This is a genomic window from Geodermatophilus arenarius, assembly GCF_042654585.1.
GTDB classification, from domain to species: domain Bacteria; phylum Actinomycetota; class Actinomycetes; order Mycobacteriales; family Geodermatophilaceae; genus Geodermatophilus; species Geodermatophilus arenarius.
In genome coordinates this window covers 430,160-444,988 of record NZ_JBHSGR010000001.1, presented here as the reverse complement: position 1 = coordinate 444,988, position 14,829 = coordinate 430,160, and the positions used below count along the sequence as shown (strand labels likewise).

The 14,829-nt window shown below is 75.9% G+C and carries 14 protein-coding genes; 8 read left to right on the top strand and 6 right to left on the bottom strand.

What is annotated here, in order from left to right:
• Positions 1-36 precede the first annotated feature (36 nt).
• The 4 genes from ACFO3M_RS02115 (at position 37) to ACFO3M_RS02100 (ending at position 4,536) form a co-directional block, all read left to right on the top strand.
• A complete protein-coding gene (locus tag ACFO3M_RS02115; protein WP_387985720.1) occupies positions 37-723 on the top strand; it encodes a PaaI family thioesterase in 687 nt (228 codons plus the stop codon).
• A gap of 1,119 nt (positions 724-1,842) precedes the next feature.
• Positions 1,843-2,046, top strand: a complete 204-nt coding sequence (locus ACFO3M_RS02110; protein ID WP_387985718.1) for a hypothetical protein — start codon at positions 1,843-1,845, stop codon at positions 2,044-2,046.
• A 1,062-nt stretch (positions 2,047-3,108) separates the two neighbouring features.
• Positions 3,109-3,870 (top strand): hypothetical protein, encoded by a 762-nt coding sequence (locus tag ACFO3M_RS02105; protein WP_387985716.1) that lies wholly within the window; start codon positions 3,109-3,111, stop codon positions 3,868-3,870.
• 48 nt (positions 3,871-3,918) lie between these two features.
• On the top strand, positions 3,919-4,536 hold the full coding sequence (locus tag ACFO3M_RS02100) for a hypothetical protein (RefSeq protein WP_387985714.1): 618 nt from the start codon (positions 3,919-3,921) through the stop codon (positions 4,534-4,536).
• A gap of 21 nt (positions 4,537-4,557) precedes the next feature.
• Here the strand turns inward: ACFO3M_RS02100 and ACFO3M_RS02095 are convergent, their stop codons facing one another.
• From ACFO3M_RS02095 to ACFO3M_RS02080, 4 genes are read right to left on the bottom strand one after another with little or no spacing between them, the layout of a single operon-like run.
• The gene (locus ACFO3M_RS02095) at positions 4,558-5,676 is read right to left on the bottom strand and encodes an NAD-dependent epimerase/dehydratase family protein (protein ID WP_387985712.1); all 1,119 of its coding nucleotides are present in this window, start codon (positions 5,674-5,676) and stop codon (positions 4,558-4,560) included.
• A 9-nt stretch (positions 5,677-5,685) separates the two neighbouring features.
• On the bottom strand, positions 5,686-6,975 hold the full coding sequence (locus ACFO3M_RS02090) for an MFS transporter (RefSeq protein ID WP_387985709.1): 1,290 nt from the start codon (positions 6,973-6,975) through the stop codon (positions 5,686-5,688).
• Entirely contained in the window at positions 6,972-7,553 is a 582-nt protein-coding gene (locus tag ACFO3M_RS02085) for a helix-turn-helix domain-containing protein (protein WP_387985707.1), read from the bottom strand. The genes ACFO3M_RS02090 and ACFO3M_RS02085 overlap by 4 nt, the downstream gene beginning before the upstream one ends.
• A gap of 58 nt (positions 7,554-7,611) precedes the next feature.
• Positions 7,612-7,812, bottom strand: coding sequence for a hypothetical protein (locus ACFO3M_RS02080; protein ID WP_387985704.1), 201 nt, complete (start codon positions 7,810-7,812; stop codon positions 7,612-7,614).
• Positions 7,813-8,028: 216 nt separating this feature from the next.
• On the opposite strand from ACFO3M_RS02080, the gene ACFO3M_RS02075 reads away from it, so the two are divergent.
• From ACFO3M_RS02075 to ACFO3M_RS02065, 3 genes are read left to right on the top strand one after another with little or no spacing between them, the layout of a single operon-like run.
• Positions 8,029-9,579: an MFS transporter gene (locus ACFO3M_RS02075; protein WP_387985701.1), complete on the top strand. Its 1,551-nt coding sequence runs from the start codon at positions 8,029-8,031 to the stop codon at positions 9,577-9,579.
• Positions 9,576-11,258, top strand: coding sequence for an NAD(P)/FAD-dependent oxidoreductase (locus ACFO3M_RS02070; RefSeq protein ID WP_387985700.1), 1,683 nt, complete (start codon positions 9,576-9,578; stop codon positions 11,256-11,258). The genes ACFO3M_RS02075 and ACFO3M_RS02070 overlap by 4 nt, the downstream gene beginning before the upstream one ends.
• A complete protein-coding gene (locus tag ACFO3M_RS02065) occupies positions 11,255-12,685 on the top strand; it encodes an ATP-binding protein (RefSeq protein ID WP_387985698.1) in 1,431 nt (476 codons plus the stop codon). Before ACFO3M_RS02070 ends, ACFO3M_RS02065 begins: the two co-directional genes overlap by 4 nt.
• A 71-nt stretch (positions 12,686-12,756) precedes the next feature.
• On the opposite strand, the gene ACFO3M_RS02060 is transcribed toward ACFO3M_RS02065, so the two are convergent.
• Both ACFO3M_RS02060 and ACFO3M_RS02055 read right to left on the bottom strand, forming a co-directional pair.
• Positions 12,757-13,227, bottom strand: coding sequence for an Hsp20/alpha crystallin family protein (locus ACFO3M_RS02060; protein WP_387985695.1), 471 nt, complete (start codon positions 13,225-13,227; stop codon positions 12,757-12,759).
• 80 nt (positions 13,228-13,307) lie between these two features.
• Positions 13,308-14,141: an alpha/beta fold hydrolase gene (locus ACFO3M_RS02055; protein WP_387985692.1), complete on the bottom strand. Its 834-nt coding sequence runs from the start codon at positions 14,139-14,141 to the stop codon at positions 13,308-13,310.
• Between the two features lie 59 nt (positions 14,142-14,200).
• Here ACFO3M_RS02055 and idi point away from each other — a divergent pair, with 59 nt between their 5' ends.
• Positions 14,201-14,749, top strand: a complete 549-nt coding sequence (idi, locus tag ACFO3M_RS02050) for an isopentenyl-diphosphate Delta-isomerase (RefSeq protein ID WP_387985690.1) — start codon at positions 14,201-14,203, stop codon at positions 14,747-14,749.
• Positions 14,750-14,829: the final 80 nt, after the last annotated feature.

Below are 14,829 nucleotides of genomic sequence, written 5' to 3'. Positions count from 1 at the left end.
TGCCCCCCGCCCCTCGCCGCCGCTCGGGGCGGGTCCGTGCAGGAGGGCCGTCCCAGCCCGTCACCCGAGGAGCGGGCCGCCCGGCGGGTGGCCGTCGGCGAGCTCGGCGACGCTCTGCGCGAGCTGGTCGACGCCGCCGTCCGCACGGAGGTGCCGGAGGCCGAGCTCGAGGCGGCCGCCGCCGTCGCGCGGGAGCTGGCGGCGCGGCTGCGGGTGGCCGGCCGCGGCCTGCACGAGATCGCCCGCGTCGACGACCCCGAGACCGGCGAGCGCTGGTACAGCCCGGTGTACGGCCCGGGCAGCCCGGTGGCGCCGCCGCTGGTGGCCACCGACACCCCCGACGGGACGGCGACCGGCCGGGTCACCGTGGGCAAGGCGCACGAGGGGCCGCCCGGGCTGGTGCACGGCGGCGTGGTGGCGACACTGCTCGACCACGTCCTGGCCCGCGCGCTGCGCGCCGCCGGCCGGGGCGGGCTGACCGCGACCCTCACCGTGAAGTACCGGCGCCCGGTGCACCTCGGGGTGCCGCTGCTGGTGACCGCCGAGATGGGGGAGACCGCCGGCCGGCGCACCACCGCACACGCCCGGCTGGTGGCCGAGGACAGTCCCGAGGTGGTGCTCGCCGAGGCGGAGGGCCTGTTCGTGGCGCTGCGCGCGGAGCAGGCCGCCGACGTCTTCGCGGCCACCGGTCGCTCGGTCGGCGCCTGGACGTCACGCACCTGACCCGGCACCGCCTCCCGCGGATCACACGAAGCGTCCCTGCCGCCCGAGTCCCCGAGCGGCCCACTGCGGGACGAGCCCGGCTCAGACGCCCTTCCGACGTGAGTGCTGCTCATGGGCGGTCAGTCACGGCCCGTAGCGCTCCGGCAGGCCCCGCCACGGCGCTCCGGCGCGGGCGCCGCAGGAGCGCGTCGATCACCTGCCGGTGATCGCGCCACCGCTCACCTGTCGTCCGGTCAGGGCCGGCAGCGGCTCGATGCGGACCCGGGCCCCGTCGGTGAGCTCGTGGCGGCCGACACTCGACCACCCCCCGGCGCGGATCACCTCTCCTGGGCGTTGGCGCCCGTGGCCGGCCCCCTTGATGGAGCGGCGCTGAACGGGATGGAGCCGTCACGCCCGCACCGGGAGGATTGACGTGGGGCCGCGGGTGGGTACCTCCGAGGGTCAGCGACGGGGCGTGTTTCCGCTTTCCAGTGGGGGAGGCGTCGCAGTATGGCTCAGGAGCGTCGTGCGGCGCCGGAGCGGCGTGCGGCGGCGCGGGCCGCTGGTCCACAGCGCAGCCCCGCCCGTTCCACGCGGACCGCCGGCTCGTCGCGGACCGGCACAGCCGCAGTCCCGCGGCCGGCCGCCGGTGCTGCTCGGGCCGGGCAGATCCGTCGTGACGCCGGACACGGTCGGGACGCGCGCGCGGTCACCGGACGACGTGCCGACACCGGCACCCGCGTGGCGCAGCCACCCACCGAGCGCCGACGGCGCCCGGCGAGCGCCGAGAAGCACCTGACCGGCGGCACGCCCGAGGTGAGCCGCGAGGCCAGGGCAGACGGCGGACCGGCTCGAACCCGCGACGCCGGCCGCACCGACGACCGCACGCCGGGTTCCGGCCGGCCTCGGTCGCCATCCCGCCCCGCCCCCCGCCGCACGGGCACGGCACGGCGGTCCCGCGGTCTCGGCGCCGTCCTCTCGGCGGTGCTGCGCCGCGCCCGTGCCGCACTGGACGGGCTCGGCGCTCGTCTGGGGCGGACGGTCCGGCGCATGATCCGTCGGTTGTCACCCCGGATAGCCGAGGCCTTGCACGGCCTCGCCGGCCGCGGCAGCGGGCTACAGCGGGCCGCGTGGGCCGCCTTGCGAGCCGTCCTGACCGGCCGCAACCCGGTGCTCGCGGCGATCAAGGCCTGGTTCGCCGCGCTGAGCACGCCGATGAAGATCCTGGTGATCGGGGCGCTGGTGTTGCTCGCCGTACTCGCGCCGCTGCTGCTGTTGCTCCTCCTGCTGGCCCTCGCCATCGCCCTCGTGGTCATCGCCGTACGGGCGCGGGCCACCGCCTGAGCCCTGACCGGCCGATCCTCCTCGCCCGCGGACCCGGCGGCTCCTCCTGACAGCCCGAGGCAACGTCTCCTCCGGGCTGCGCGCCCTGCGCCGCCCTCGGCCTGCGTGGACGTCTCCGGCCGCTGACACCCGCCGGGGCGCCACGCCGGCCTGGGCGACGTCGGCCGTCGAGGGACCGGTCGAGGTGTCAGGGCGGCACCGCCGCACCCGGTACGTCAGGGGAGTCGCCGTCACGGCTGCACGTGAGCAGACTCCCTGCCGTCGACACGGTCCGCCGGGTTCGCTGGGGGACCACTGTCCCCCAGCGGCTCACTACGGGACACCTGAACTCGGCGGGCACGCCTTCTGCCACGGCGGGGACTGGGACGCCGACTTCGAGGTCAGGTGCCACTGCCCGCGACACTGGGAACAGAGGTAGACGCCCGTCGGCCGCTTGCGCTCGGCTTCCGGACTCCGCTTCTGAATGGCCCGTAGAGCCAGCAGTGCTGCCACTTGGGACGGGTAGCGCTTCTTGAGGCAGCCCGACATCTCGGTGCATCCCTCTATGCGAGGTGCTCGGCCGGCTCACATCCGGCCCGACACCGCGGCACACGCCTCATAGCGGGCGGCCACATCACTCCTGATGGAGCGCTCCAGGTCAGCATACGTGGGCGCCGAAGCCACTGCTTCGAAGCCGCCCTCCCGGCGAGCCGGCCCGGTGTCCCGTAGTGGACTCTCGGGGCGGGCACAGAGGGACCACGGCGTGTCCTGCGAATCATGTGCGCACTGCTGCTGCCGGTATCCTTGAGCGGCTCACTGAGGGACAGTCGCGCAAACCCAGTTCGGGACTCCCCGCAGGTCGTCTTGGGCTCCCGGGTCCGGTGGCATCCGACTGATCCGGCGGCTGAGTCGGTCCGCGCGCGGCGCCCCGTCCTTCGCCGCCCCACGGTCGCGACCTGTGGTCAGCCGGCGCGGGTCACTGCGCCGCGGTGTCGTGGCGGCACGGTGTCGTGGCGGCACGGTGTCGTGGCGGCGGTGTGCCGGTGCGGCATCCTGCAGCCTGGTCCGGAGGGGCGGAGGGCGATGAGCCGATCGGTGGGTGGCAGCGCGGTGCTCCGCGCGACCGGGGCTCGGCGGAGCGCCCGGCGCCCGAACCAGCGCAGGCACGTACGGATCGGGGTGCTGACGGCTGCACTCCTGGCCGGTGGCACCGGCTGCGGCGACCCGGACCTGCTCGACCCGACCGAGGATCCGCTCGCCGCCGACCGCGAGCGCGTCATCTCCTCGATGACCGAGGGCATGGCCGCAGCCGCCGACCAGCTCGGCGCCGGCGAGGTGTTGGGTACCCGCGTGGATACCTGGTGCTCAGCCGGTGAGGACACCTGGAAGTACACCGACGACCACCGCTCCACCTGCCAGATGTCGCTGTCCACCGGCTTCCCGCTTTCCACCGGCGTCGACGTCGCGCTCGGCGGCAGCCTCGAGGGGATGCTCGCCTTCGAGGAACGGATGGACGCCGCAGGATGGGGCAGCGCTGACTGGTTCCTGAGCATCAACCAACCCGGTGTCGGGGTGGAGGTGGACCACCTGCGCGAGTACGGCCTGCCGGTGACTCAGGTGACCGGTGTCCGGCTCTACAGCGCCCAGGGCAACGATGACTCGATCACCCTGTCGTTCCAGCCGGCGGCCACACCGGTCGACCCGGCCCGGCCGAGCTCGCCGGCGGGTTACTACAGGGACACCGAGGGCGCGGACTGGCAGACGGCGTGGTCGGCCGAGAGCGCCTGGCACCCATATGTGCTCGTCGGGTACGGCGACGCCGTCTTGGCCGAGCAGCCGTGGTGAGCAGCGGATCGCGCCGTTGTGACCCGCGCTGATCGCAGCGACGCGTCGGTGAGCCCTCCCGACGGCGTCACACTCGCCGCGGTCAGCCCGAGGCCGTGGCCGACCGCCACCAGCTGGCTGGTGTGTGTCCTGCTCGGCCTGGGCCTGGGCCTGGGCCTGGGCCTGGGCCTGGGCATGGCGTGTCGGCTGCCGCTGGCCTTCACCGTCGTCACGGGCTCCGCGGCCGCGATGACGACCGGCTGGGTGACGCCTGCCCCCACCCTCGTCGACGATGGCCTGTTCTCGGCGGTCTTCGCCACCGCCGCGCTGTGGGCGCTGTTCGCCCTGACGGCAGTGCCGGCGACCACGTTCCTGCGGCGACGGACACCCGTGCCGCCGCGCGCGTGGTGGAGCGTGTCCCTGCTGCTGTGGGGCGCCCCGTTCGTCGTCGCGGACGTGCTCGGCGGCCGGATGGCACCTGACTGCACCGCGGCGGTGCGCGCAGCGCTTCAGTGGTGCGCGTGCACACCGCATCGTGTTCGGACCTCGACCGGCACACGGAGACCGCCCCGTAGGGCCGTGTCACCTCAGGCCGGCAGGGCTGGCACCCAGTTCACGTACCGGCGACCCCGCCACGTGTTCGATCATGGGTTCGAACGGGCAGGGGAGCAAGTCTGTGGATGGTGAAGTGCCTGGCCACGGGCCTGTTCAGCCCGGGCGGTGGTCCGGCACGTTGGACGGGTCGCCGCCCGGGTCGTGCTCCTTGCCGCCGGTCGCGGCCAGCAGCGGGCCGGGGCCACCTTCGCCGCGGCCGAGGGCGGCCACGAACTGACGCAGGGAGTCGTCGCCGCGGTAGGCCGGCTGCCAGTCCAGCTGGGTGCGGGCGCGGGCGGTCTCGAGCACCGGCGACTTCAGGGCGAGGTCCAGCCAGCCCGGCTCGGTGGGCACCAGGCGCGCGTGGAAGGCCGCGCTCAGCCCGGCGCGCAGCACCGTCGCCGGCACCGGGATCCGGGTGGTGCCGAGCGCGCGGGCGATCCCGTCGGCGTCGAGAGCCGGGTCGGCGGAGAGGTTGAACGGGCCGGGGGCGCGCCGGTCGAGCATGCGGGTGATGGCGTCGGCGACGTCGTCGGCGTGGATGAAGCCGACCCGCAGCGACGGCAGGGGCAGCGGCAGCAGCGAGGCCACCTGCCCGGGCACCAGCCGGGCGGCGCCGAGCAGCAGCGGCCCGAGGAAGTAGCGGCCGATCTCGCTGGCCGCCTCCGGCTGCAGGACCAGGGTCGGGCGGACGACGGTCAGCGTGACGTCCCTCCTCCGCCCGACCACCTCGCGCACCACCCGCTCGGCCTCGGACTTCTGCCGGCTGTACTGCGAGCTCGGGATGCCGGTGACCGGCCAGTCCTCGGTCACCGGCCGGTCCCCGGCCCCGGCGGCGTAGGCGCCGAGCGAGGACATGTGCACGACGTGCCTGACCCCCGCCGCCACCGCGGCGCGCACCACCCGGCGGGTGCCGTTGACGTTCGCCTCGTGCAGCGCGTCCGGCTTGCGGCCCGGCTGCAGCACCCAGGCCAGGTGGACGACGGCGTCGACGTCCTCGAGCAGGTTGGTCAGCGCCTGCTCGCTGGAGGTCTCGCCGAGGTCGGCGGTGTACCAGGTGACGGAGTCGTAGGGTGCGGTGTCCGGCGGCTGCCGGCGGGCCAGACCGCGGACCTCGGCCACCCCGCTGCCCGGGGCGGTCAGCCGCCGCAGCAGTGCCGTCCCGACGTTGCCGCTCGCGCCGGTGACGGCGACCCGGAGGCCCTTCAGGTGGTCGCGGGGGAGATCAGCCATGCCCCGCCGCTACCCGCGCTGCCGCGAGGCAACCGGGGTGGCCGGCCCCGAGGCGGCCGCCGCGCCGGAGCGCAGACCCAGTGACACCGCCGCGACGACGAGCAGTGCCCCCGCGGCCACCCAGAACCCGGTCGCGGTGCCCAGGGCGTCGGCCAGCCGCAGCACCAGCAGGCTGGCGAGCAGGCCGCCGACCTGCAGCGTCAGCGACGACGCCGACAGCGCGGTCGCCCGCTGCCCGGCGGCCACCCGCGCGTGCAGCGCGTCCTTCCACAGCGGCCACGCCGCGGCGTTGCCCACGTAGAAGACGGTGAACAGCCCGCCCAGCGCCGGCGGCCCGCCGAGGGGCACGACCGCGACGGCGAGCGCGCCGAGCAGCCCCGGCCCGGCCGCCGCCGCGCCCGCCGACCTGCGCGCCGCCCGGCGGGCGAGCGGCGCGAGCAGCGCCCCGACCCCGGCCGCCGCGTACGACACCGCCATCACCACGCCGAACACCGCGGCGCCCTCGGCGTCGTCGCCGGTGAGCGCGGCGACGTGCAGCGGCCCCACCAGCTCGAGCGTGCTCAGCGTGCAGCCGACCAGCAGCGAGATCGCCAGCAGCCGGCGCAGCACCCGGTCGCGGACGACCAGCCGCGCGGTGTCGCGGACGACCGCGGGCACCTCCCGGACGCCGGCGCGCAGGGCGGCCACCCCCGCGTGCCGCGCGGGACCCACCGGGACGACGAGCGCCGCGACGGCGGCCACCGACAGCAGGGCGACCCCCGTGGCGGCCAGCACCGGCAGCACGAGCACCGCGTCGCCCGAGCCGTCGGCCACCAGGGGCAGCAGCCCGCCGAGCACCGCGCCCAGGCACAGGCCGGCCCCGTCGGCGGCGCCCGCGCGGGACAGGCCCGGGGTCACGTCCGCGGACGGGTCGGCGGCGCGGACGGCGTCGACGTACCAGGCCTCCAGCGGCCCGGAGTCCAGCGCCCGGCCGACGCCCTTGAGCGCCCACGCCACCGCGAACGCCGCGACGGAGTGCGCGAGGGCGGAGGTGACCAGCCCGGCGGCGGTCATCAGCCCGGACAGCACGAGCACCTGCCGGGTGCCGATCGCGTCGGCCAGCCCGCCGGTGGGCAGCTCCAGCAGGAGGGTGACCAGCGAGTAGACGGCGACGACGACGCCGACGTCGGCCGGCGACAGCCCGCGGGAGGCGGCCAGCAGCACGGACACCGGCGCGGCGAGCCCGATCGGCAGCCAGCGCAGCGCGGTCAGCCCGACGAAGCGGCGACCGGCGGAGCGCACGGTCAGCGGCGCGCTCACGCCGGGTCCTCGGTGAGCGGGAACAGGTCCAGCAGGACGTGCACCAGCGGCTGACCGGGCTCCTCGCGCTCGGCCCGCCAGCGGGCGAGCACGCCGTTGAGCTCCTCGGCGAGCGCCGCGGTGGCCTCCGGCGACAGGTGCAGCGCCCAGTCGTTGAGCGAGACGGCGTCGCGCCAGACGGGCTCGAGGGCCTCCCGCTGCTCGGCGTGCGCGGCGAGCATCCGGCGCTGCCGGCCCAGCGACTGGTGGGTCAGCTCCTCGACGACCTCGCGGCCGCCGGGCTGGGTGACCAGGTCCTCGGTGCGCCAGCGGGTGCTGCGGTGCCGGGCGCGCCACCAGCGCTCCCGCGCGGTGCCCTGGCCGGCCACCTCCTCGACGAAGCCGAGGTCCGCGAGCTGGCGCAGGTGGTAGCTGGTCGTCCCGCTGCTCTCGCCCAGGCGCTGGCCCAGCCGGGAGGCCGTGGACGGCCCCTCCGACCGCAGCAGGGCGAGCAGCCCGGTGCGGATCGGGTGCGCCAGCGCCCGCAGCGTCCGCGGGTCGGTGACGTCGACGGTCTCCTCGGGGGCGGTGTCGGACACGCCGCCAGACTAGGGATGCAGAGACCTCTTTGCAAAGAGGTCTCTGCATCCGGTGGTGTCAGCCGTCGGAGTCCTCGCCGTCGGTGGCGTCCTCGACCTCCTGCTCGGCCTCGTCGACGCCCTCCTCGACGTTCTGCTGCACGTCGTCGTCCACGACGTCGGAACCGCAGGCGGCGACGGTCCACGGGGACGCGGCGAGGGCGAGGCCGACGGCGGCCAGGCGCCAGCTGCGGCGGCGGGGCGTGGTGGCGGGCGACATGGTGGCTCCCTGGGGTCGGGGGTGGGGGCACGGGGTGCCCCGGACGGGCGGCGTCCATGCGCCCGGGCCCGCCGCCCGGGGTGATTGACAGCCCGCGACCGGCGGGGCGAGGCTCGCGGCCACAGGCATCCGCCGACGTCGCCGGGCCTCGGAGCAGCGCACTCCCGCTGCCCGGCACCGGTGGGGGATCGAGGTGGCGCTCAGGTGACGTCCCGGGTGCGGCCGACCCCGGCGGAGGGCCTGCGGATGGGCACCCCGCAGGGGCGGTGGGTGCTGCTGACCACCGTCCTGGGCTCCAGCCTGGCGCTGCTGGACAGCACGGTGGTCAACGTGGCCCTCGAGCGCATCGGGGCCGACCTCGGCGCCGGGTTCACCGGGCTGCAGTGGACGGTGAACGCCTACACCCTCACCCTCGCCTCGCTGATCCTGCTCGGCGGCTCGCTGAGCGACCGATTCGGCCGGCGGCGCGTGTTCGTCGTCGGCGTCGTCTGGTTCGCCGCCGCGTCGCTGCTGTGCGGGCTGGCGCCGGACACCGGGACGCTCGTCGTCGCCCGCGCGCTGCAGGGGGTCGGGGGAGCGCTGCTGACCCCGGGCAGCCTGGCGATCATCTCGGCGTCCTTCGCCGGGGAGGACCGGGCCGCGGCGGTGGGCGCCTGGTCGGGGCTGGGCGGGGTGGCCGGCGCGGTCGGGCCCTTCGTCGGCGGCTGGCTGGTCGAGTGGAGCTGGCGGGCGGTCTTCCTGGTCAACCTGCCGGTGGCCGCGGTGATCGTGGTCGTCGCGGCCCGGCACGTGCCCGAGACCCGCGACCCCGCCGCCGCACCGGGCCTGGACTGGACCGGGACCGTCCTGGTGGTCGTCGGCCTCGGCGGGCTCACCTACGCCCTCACCGCCGCCGGCGGACCCGCCCCCGGGCCGGCGGTCTGGGCCTGGGGGGTCGCCGCGGTGGTCGCGCTGGCCGCCTTCGTCGCCGTGCAGCGCCGCTCCCGCCACCCGCTGGTGCCGCCCGTGCTCTTCCGCAGCGTCCAGTTCACCTCCGCCAACGTGGTGACGCTGCTGGTCTACGCCCCGCTCGGGGTCGTCTTCGTGCTGCTGGTGCTGCAGCTGCAGGTCGTGTCCGGCTACAGCCCCCTGCTGGCCGGGACCGCGCTGCTGCCGGTCACCGTGCTCATGCTGCTGTTCTCCTCGCGGGTCGGCGCCCTCGCCCAGCGGATCGGGCCGCGGCCGCTGATGACCTCCGGGCCGCTGCTGTCGGCCGCGGGCCTGCTGCTGATGCTGCGGATCGGCGAGGACGCCTCCTACCCGCTCGACGTCCTGCCGGCCACCGTCGCGTTCGGCGCCGGGCTGACCCTGCTGGTCGCCCCCCTCACCGCGACCGTCCTCGACTCCGCCGACGACCGCTACGCCGGCGTCGCGTCCGGGGTCAACAACGCCGTCGCGCGGGCCGCCAGCCTGCTCGCGGTGGCCGTCGTCCCGGTCGTGGCGGGCATCGGCGGGGACGACTACACCGACCCCGCCGCCTTCGGGTCCGGCTTCCGGACGGCGGTGCTCGTCTGCGCCGCGCTGCTGGTCGCGGGCGCGCTCGTCGCCCTCGCCGGGATCCGCCGGCCGCTGCGCACGGCGGAGCCCGGACCCGGCGGGCGGCTGCCGGTCGAGGAGTACGCGCACTGCAACGTCGAGGGCCCGCAGCTGCACCCGCGCGAGCCCGTGGGCTCCCGCCCGGCCCGCGGGGGCGGTCCCCGCGGCCCCGAACCCCTGGAGGACCAGTGACCCAGGCCCCCGAGGCCGCCGGGCGGGCCCGGCCCGTCCTGCTCACCGTCGACGACGACCCCGGGGTGTCCCGGGCGGTCGCGCGCGACCTGCGCCGCCACTACGGCGAGCGGTTCCGGGTGGTCCGCGCCTCCTCCGGCGAGGAGGCGCTCGGGGCGCTGCGGGAGCTCAAGCTGCGCGGGGACCGGGTGGCGGCGGTGCTCGCCGACTACCGGATGCCCGGGATGAACGGCATCGAGTTCCTCGAGCAGGCGATGGACCTGTTCCCCCGCGCGCGCCGCGCGCTGCTCACCGCGTACGCCGACACCGACGCCGCCATCCAGGCGATCAACCTCGTCGACGTCGACCACTACCTGCTCAAGCCGTGGGAGCCGCCGGAGGAGAAGCTCTACCCGGTCGTCGACGCCATGGTCGCGTCCTGGGAGGCCAGCCCCGACACCGCCGTCGAGGACGTCAAGCTGGTCGGCCACCACTGGTCGGCGCCGTCGTTCGCCGCCCGCGACTTCCTGGCCCGCAACGCCGTCCCGTACCGCTGGTACAGCGTCGAGGAGCCCGAGGGACGGCGGCTGCTCGCCGCGGCCGGCGCGGGTCCCGACGACGTCCCGGTCGTGGTGCCGCCGGGCGGGGAGGCCCTGCTGGCGCCGACCGAGGCGGAGCTCGCCGCCGCGGTCGGCCTCACGGTCGAGCCGAGCACCGACTTCTACGACCTCGTCGTCGTGGGCGGGGGTCCGGCCGGGCTCGGCGCCGCCGTCTACGGCGCCTCCGAAGGGCTGCGGACGGTGCTGGTCGAGCGGCAGGCCACCGGCGGGCAGGCCGGGCAGAGCAGCCGGATCGAGAACTACCTCGGCTTCCCCGACGGCGTCTCCGGCGGGCAGCTGGCCGAGCGGGCCCGGCGGCAGGCCATCCGGTTCGGCACCGAGGTGCTCACCGCCCGCAAGGTGACCGCGCTCGAGGTCCGCGGCTCGGCCCGGGTGGTGCACTTCGCCGACGGCGGCAGCATCGCCGCGCACGCGGTCGTGCTGGCCACCGGCGTCGCCTACCGGACGCTGCCGGCCGCGGGCGCCGACGGGTTCACCGGCCGCGGCGTCTACTACGGCTCGGCGCTGACCGAGGCTGAGGCCTGCGCCGACCAGCCCGTGTACGTCGTCGGCGGGGCGAACTCGGCCGGGCAGTCGGCGGTGTTCTTCTCCCGGCACGCCAGCTGCGTCACGCTGGTGGTCCGCGGCTCCTCGCTGGAGACGTCCATGTCGCACTACCTGGTGCAGCAGCTGGCCGCGATCCCGAACGTCGTCGTCCGGACCGGCACCACCGTGACCGCCGTGCTGGGCGACGACCACCTGGAGCAGGTCGAGCTCACCGACCGCTCCGGCCGGGTGGAGACCGTGCCCACGTCGCACCTGTTCGTCTTCATCGGCGCCGAGCCGCGCACCGACTGGCTCGACGGCGTCCTCGCCCGGGACGAGCGCGGGTTCGTGCTCACCGGCCCGGAGCTGCTCGTCGACGGCGAGCGGCCACCGGGCTGGCGGCTGCAGCGCGACCCGTTCTTCCTCGAGTCCAGCGTCCCGGGCGTGTTCGTCGCCGGCGACGTCCGCGCGCAGTCGGTGAAGCGGGTGGCCTCCGCCGTCGGCGAGGGCGCCATGGCGGTCACGCTGGTGCACCGCTACCTGGAGGAGCGGTGACCGCGCCCGCCCGCCTGGAGCCCGCGCGGCTGCGCGAGCTGTTCCTGTTCGCCGACCTCGACGAGGCGCAGCTGGCGTGGGTGTCGGAGACCGGCGACGTCGTCGCGTTCCCCGCCGGCAGCGACGTCTCCACGGAGGGCGAGCCGGCCGAGTGCTTCTACGTGCTCCTCACCGGCACCCTGCGGATGGTCCGGCGCGTGGGGCGCGACGAGGTGGAGACCGTGCGCACCGACCAGCCGGGCGTGTACAGCGGCGCGGTGCAGTTCTACCTCGGCGACCAGGTCCCGCAGGTCTACCCGGCGACGGTGCGCGCGGTCACCGACTGCACCTTCCTGGCGCTGCCCGCGGCCGAGTTCGCCGCGGTGTTCCGCCGCTGGTACCCGATGGCCGTCCACCTGCTGCAGGGCCTGTTCCTGGGCACGCGCAACTCCGAGGAGCTGGTCGGCCAGCGGGAGCGGCTGCTGGCGCTGGGCAAGCTGACCGCGGGGCTCACCCACGAGCTCAACAACCCGGCCGCGGCCGCGTCCCGGGCCACCGCGGCGCTGCGCGAGCGGGTCGCGGGCATGCGGCACAAGCTCGCGCTGCTGGCCGACGGCACCTTCGACGGCTCGCAGCTGCGCCGGCTGACCGAGCTGCAGGAGCGGTTCGTCGCGGGCATCGGCAGCGCGGTCGAGCTGAGCGCGCTGGAGCGGTCGGACCGGGAGGACGAGCTCGGCGACTGGCTCGAGGACCACGACGTCGACCGGCCGTGGGAGCTGGCGGCGGTGTTCGTCCCGGCCGGGCTGGACACCGAGTGCCTGGAGGCGGTCGCCGGCGCCGTCGACGCCGACTTCCTCGAGCCGGCGCTGCGCTGGCTGGGCTACACCGTCGAGACCGAGATGCTGCTCGCCGAGATCCTCGACAGCACCTCGCGGATCTCCCACCTGGTCGGCGCGGCCAAGCAGTACTCGCAGGTCGACCGCACGCCGCACCAGCTCACCGACCTGCACGCCGGGCTGGACGCGACGCTGGTCATGCTCAGCGCGAAGACCGGCCCGGGCATCCGCGTGGTCAAGGAGTACGACCGCGCGGTGCCGCCGGTCCCGGCCTACGCCGCCGAGCTCAACCAGGTGTGGACCAACCTCGTCGACAACGCGCTCGACGCCATGGCGGGGGAGGGCACGCTCACCCTGCGCACCGCCGTCGACGGTGACTCCGCCGTCGTCGAGGTCGCCGACACCGGCCCGGGCATCCCGGAGCCGGTGCGGCGCCGGGTGTTCGAGCCGTTCTTCACCACCAAACCGGTGGGCCACGGCACCGGCCTCGGGCTCGACGTCGCCTGGCGGATCGTCACCAACCGGCACGGCGGGGTGATCAAGGTCCGCTCGGAGCCGGGGAACACCCGGTTCGTGGTGCGGCTGCCGCTGTCCGAGCCGCCGGCGGGCTGAGGCGTCCGCGTCCGCCGGCGGCCGCCCCGTCCGGGCGGGAGGGGTGTCGCCCGGACGGGGAAGCGCGGAGGTCAGCCGGTGATGGCGATCCGGCGCGGCCTGGCCTGCTCGGCCTTGGGCACGCGGACGGTGAGCACGCCGTCGGACAGCGTGGCGGTGACGTGCTCGGCGTCGACGTCGCCGGGCAGGGTCACGGAGTAGGAGAACCGGCCGACGCGGCGGTTCGTGCGGCGCAGGATGCCGGTGCGCTCCCTCTGCTTCACCTCACCGGCCACGGTCAGCCTGCGGTCGCTGAGCTCGATGTCGACGTCGTCCCGGGTCACGCCCGGCAGCTCGATCTCGACCGACCAGGCGTCCTCGGTCTCCTCGACGTCGGCGAGCGGGGACCAGCGGTCGACGGCGCCGCCGAACCCCTCGGTCCAGAGCCGGTTCACCCGCTCGTAGAGGTCCTCGAGCTCGCGGAAGGGGTCCCAGGTCGCGACGTCCCGGGAGGACTCCCGGGAGCTGAGGGGACGGGACGACGAACGGACGGGCAGGGTCATCGTGGTGTCCTCCTCTCGACTCGGTGGTGGTCCGTCCGTCTGCTGGAACCTGTAGTGGTCGCTGGAGATTCCCGGCCGGGTCAGGAGGCGCCGCGGACGTGCGCGGCCACCATGTCGGCGGTGCGCTCGGCGGCGAGCTCGGGGATCCAGTGCGGCACGTCCTCGAGCACCTCCAGCCGGTAGGGCCCGGTCACGTGGTCACGGGTCCTCTCGGTGGCGGCGCGGCCGAGGAAGGTGTCGCCGGTGCTCCACACGTGCAGGGTCGGCACGGTCACCTCCCCGACGGTGTCGCGGGCGGCGAGGGGCACGGCCCGGTACCAGGCCAGGGCGCTCGACAGCGCGCCCGGCTCGCGCATCCGGGAGACGTAGCGCTCGACGACGTCCGGGGGCAGGCCGCCGTTCTCCAGCACGCCGCGCAGCGCCCGCCCGTCACCGGCGAGCAGCAGCCGCTCGGGCAGGACGGGGAGCTGGAAGAGGGCCATGTACGACGAGCGCAGCCCCTGGTCGCTGGTGAGCACCGCCCGCCCGACCGCGGCCGGGTGCGGGGTCGACAGGGAGGTCAGCGTGCGCACCCTGTCCGGGTGCCAGGCCCCCAGCGCCCACGCGACCGCGCCGCCCCAGTCGTGCCCGACGACGTGCGCCCGCTCGAGCCCGGCGGCGTCGAGCAGCGCCAGGACGTCGCCGGTCACCGCGCGCAGCCGGTAGGCCGAGCGCCCGGGCGGCCGGGCGCCGGGGCTGTAGCCGCGCTGGTCGAGGGCCAGGGTGCGCAGCCCGGCGGCGTGCAGCAGCGGCGCCATCCGGTCGAAGGCGCTCGCGTCCTGCGGGAAGCCGTGCAGGAGCACCACCGGCTCCCCGTCGGACGGGCCGCCGTCGTGCACGTCGAAGGTGAGGCCGTCGTTCTGGCACCGCTCCATGCCCTCCCCCTGCCCGCCCGGCGGCTGCCGGAACCCCCGGCGTCGGGGAGGATGGGGCGGTGACGGTGACCGCGGCGGAGCTGATCGTGCTGGTCGACGACGACGGGACGCCGATCGGCACCCTGCCCAAGCCGCTGGTGCACCACGGCGAGACGCCGCTGCACCGGGCGTTCTCCGCCTATCTCTTCGCCGACGACGGGCGGCTGCTGGTCACCCGCCGCGCCGAGGACAAGCAGACCTTCCCGGGCATGTGGACCAACACCGTCTGCGGCCACCCCGGCCCCGGCGAGGACGACGGCGCCGCGATCGCCCGCCGCGCCGGCCAGGAGCTCGGCCTGCGGGTCGCCGACCTGCGCCCGGCGCTGCCCGGCTACCGCTACCGCGCCGAGTTCCGCGGCGTCGTCGAGAACGAGGTCTGCCCGGTCTACCTGGGCCGCTTCACCGGCACGCCCGACCCCGACCCGCGCGAGGTGGGGGAGTGGGAGCTGCTGGAGTGGACGGCGTTCCGCCGCCGCCAGGAGGACTCCGAGCGCGACGAGTGGTCGCCCTGGTGCCGCGAGCAGGCGCGCCTGATCGAGCAGGCCGGGCTGGTCCCGAGGAGCCGTTGACGCGCGGGAGGCGGTAGCCGGCAGGACACGGACGGTGGCGGGCGCGCCCGCCCGCTCGTGTCGCTGCGCCGGACACGCGG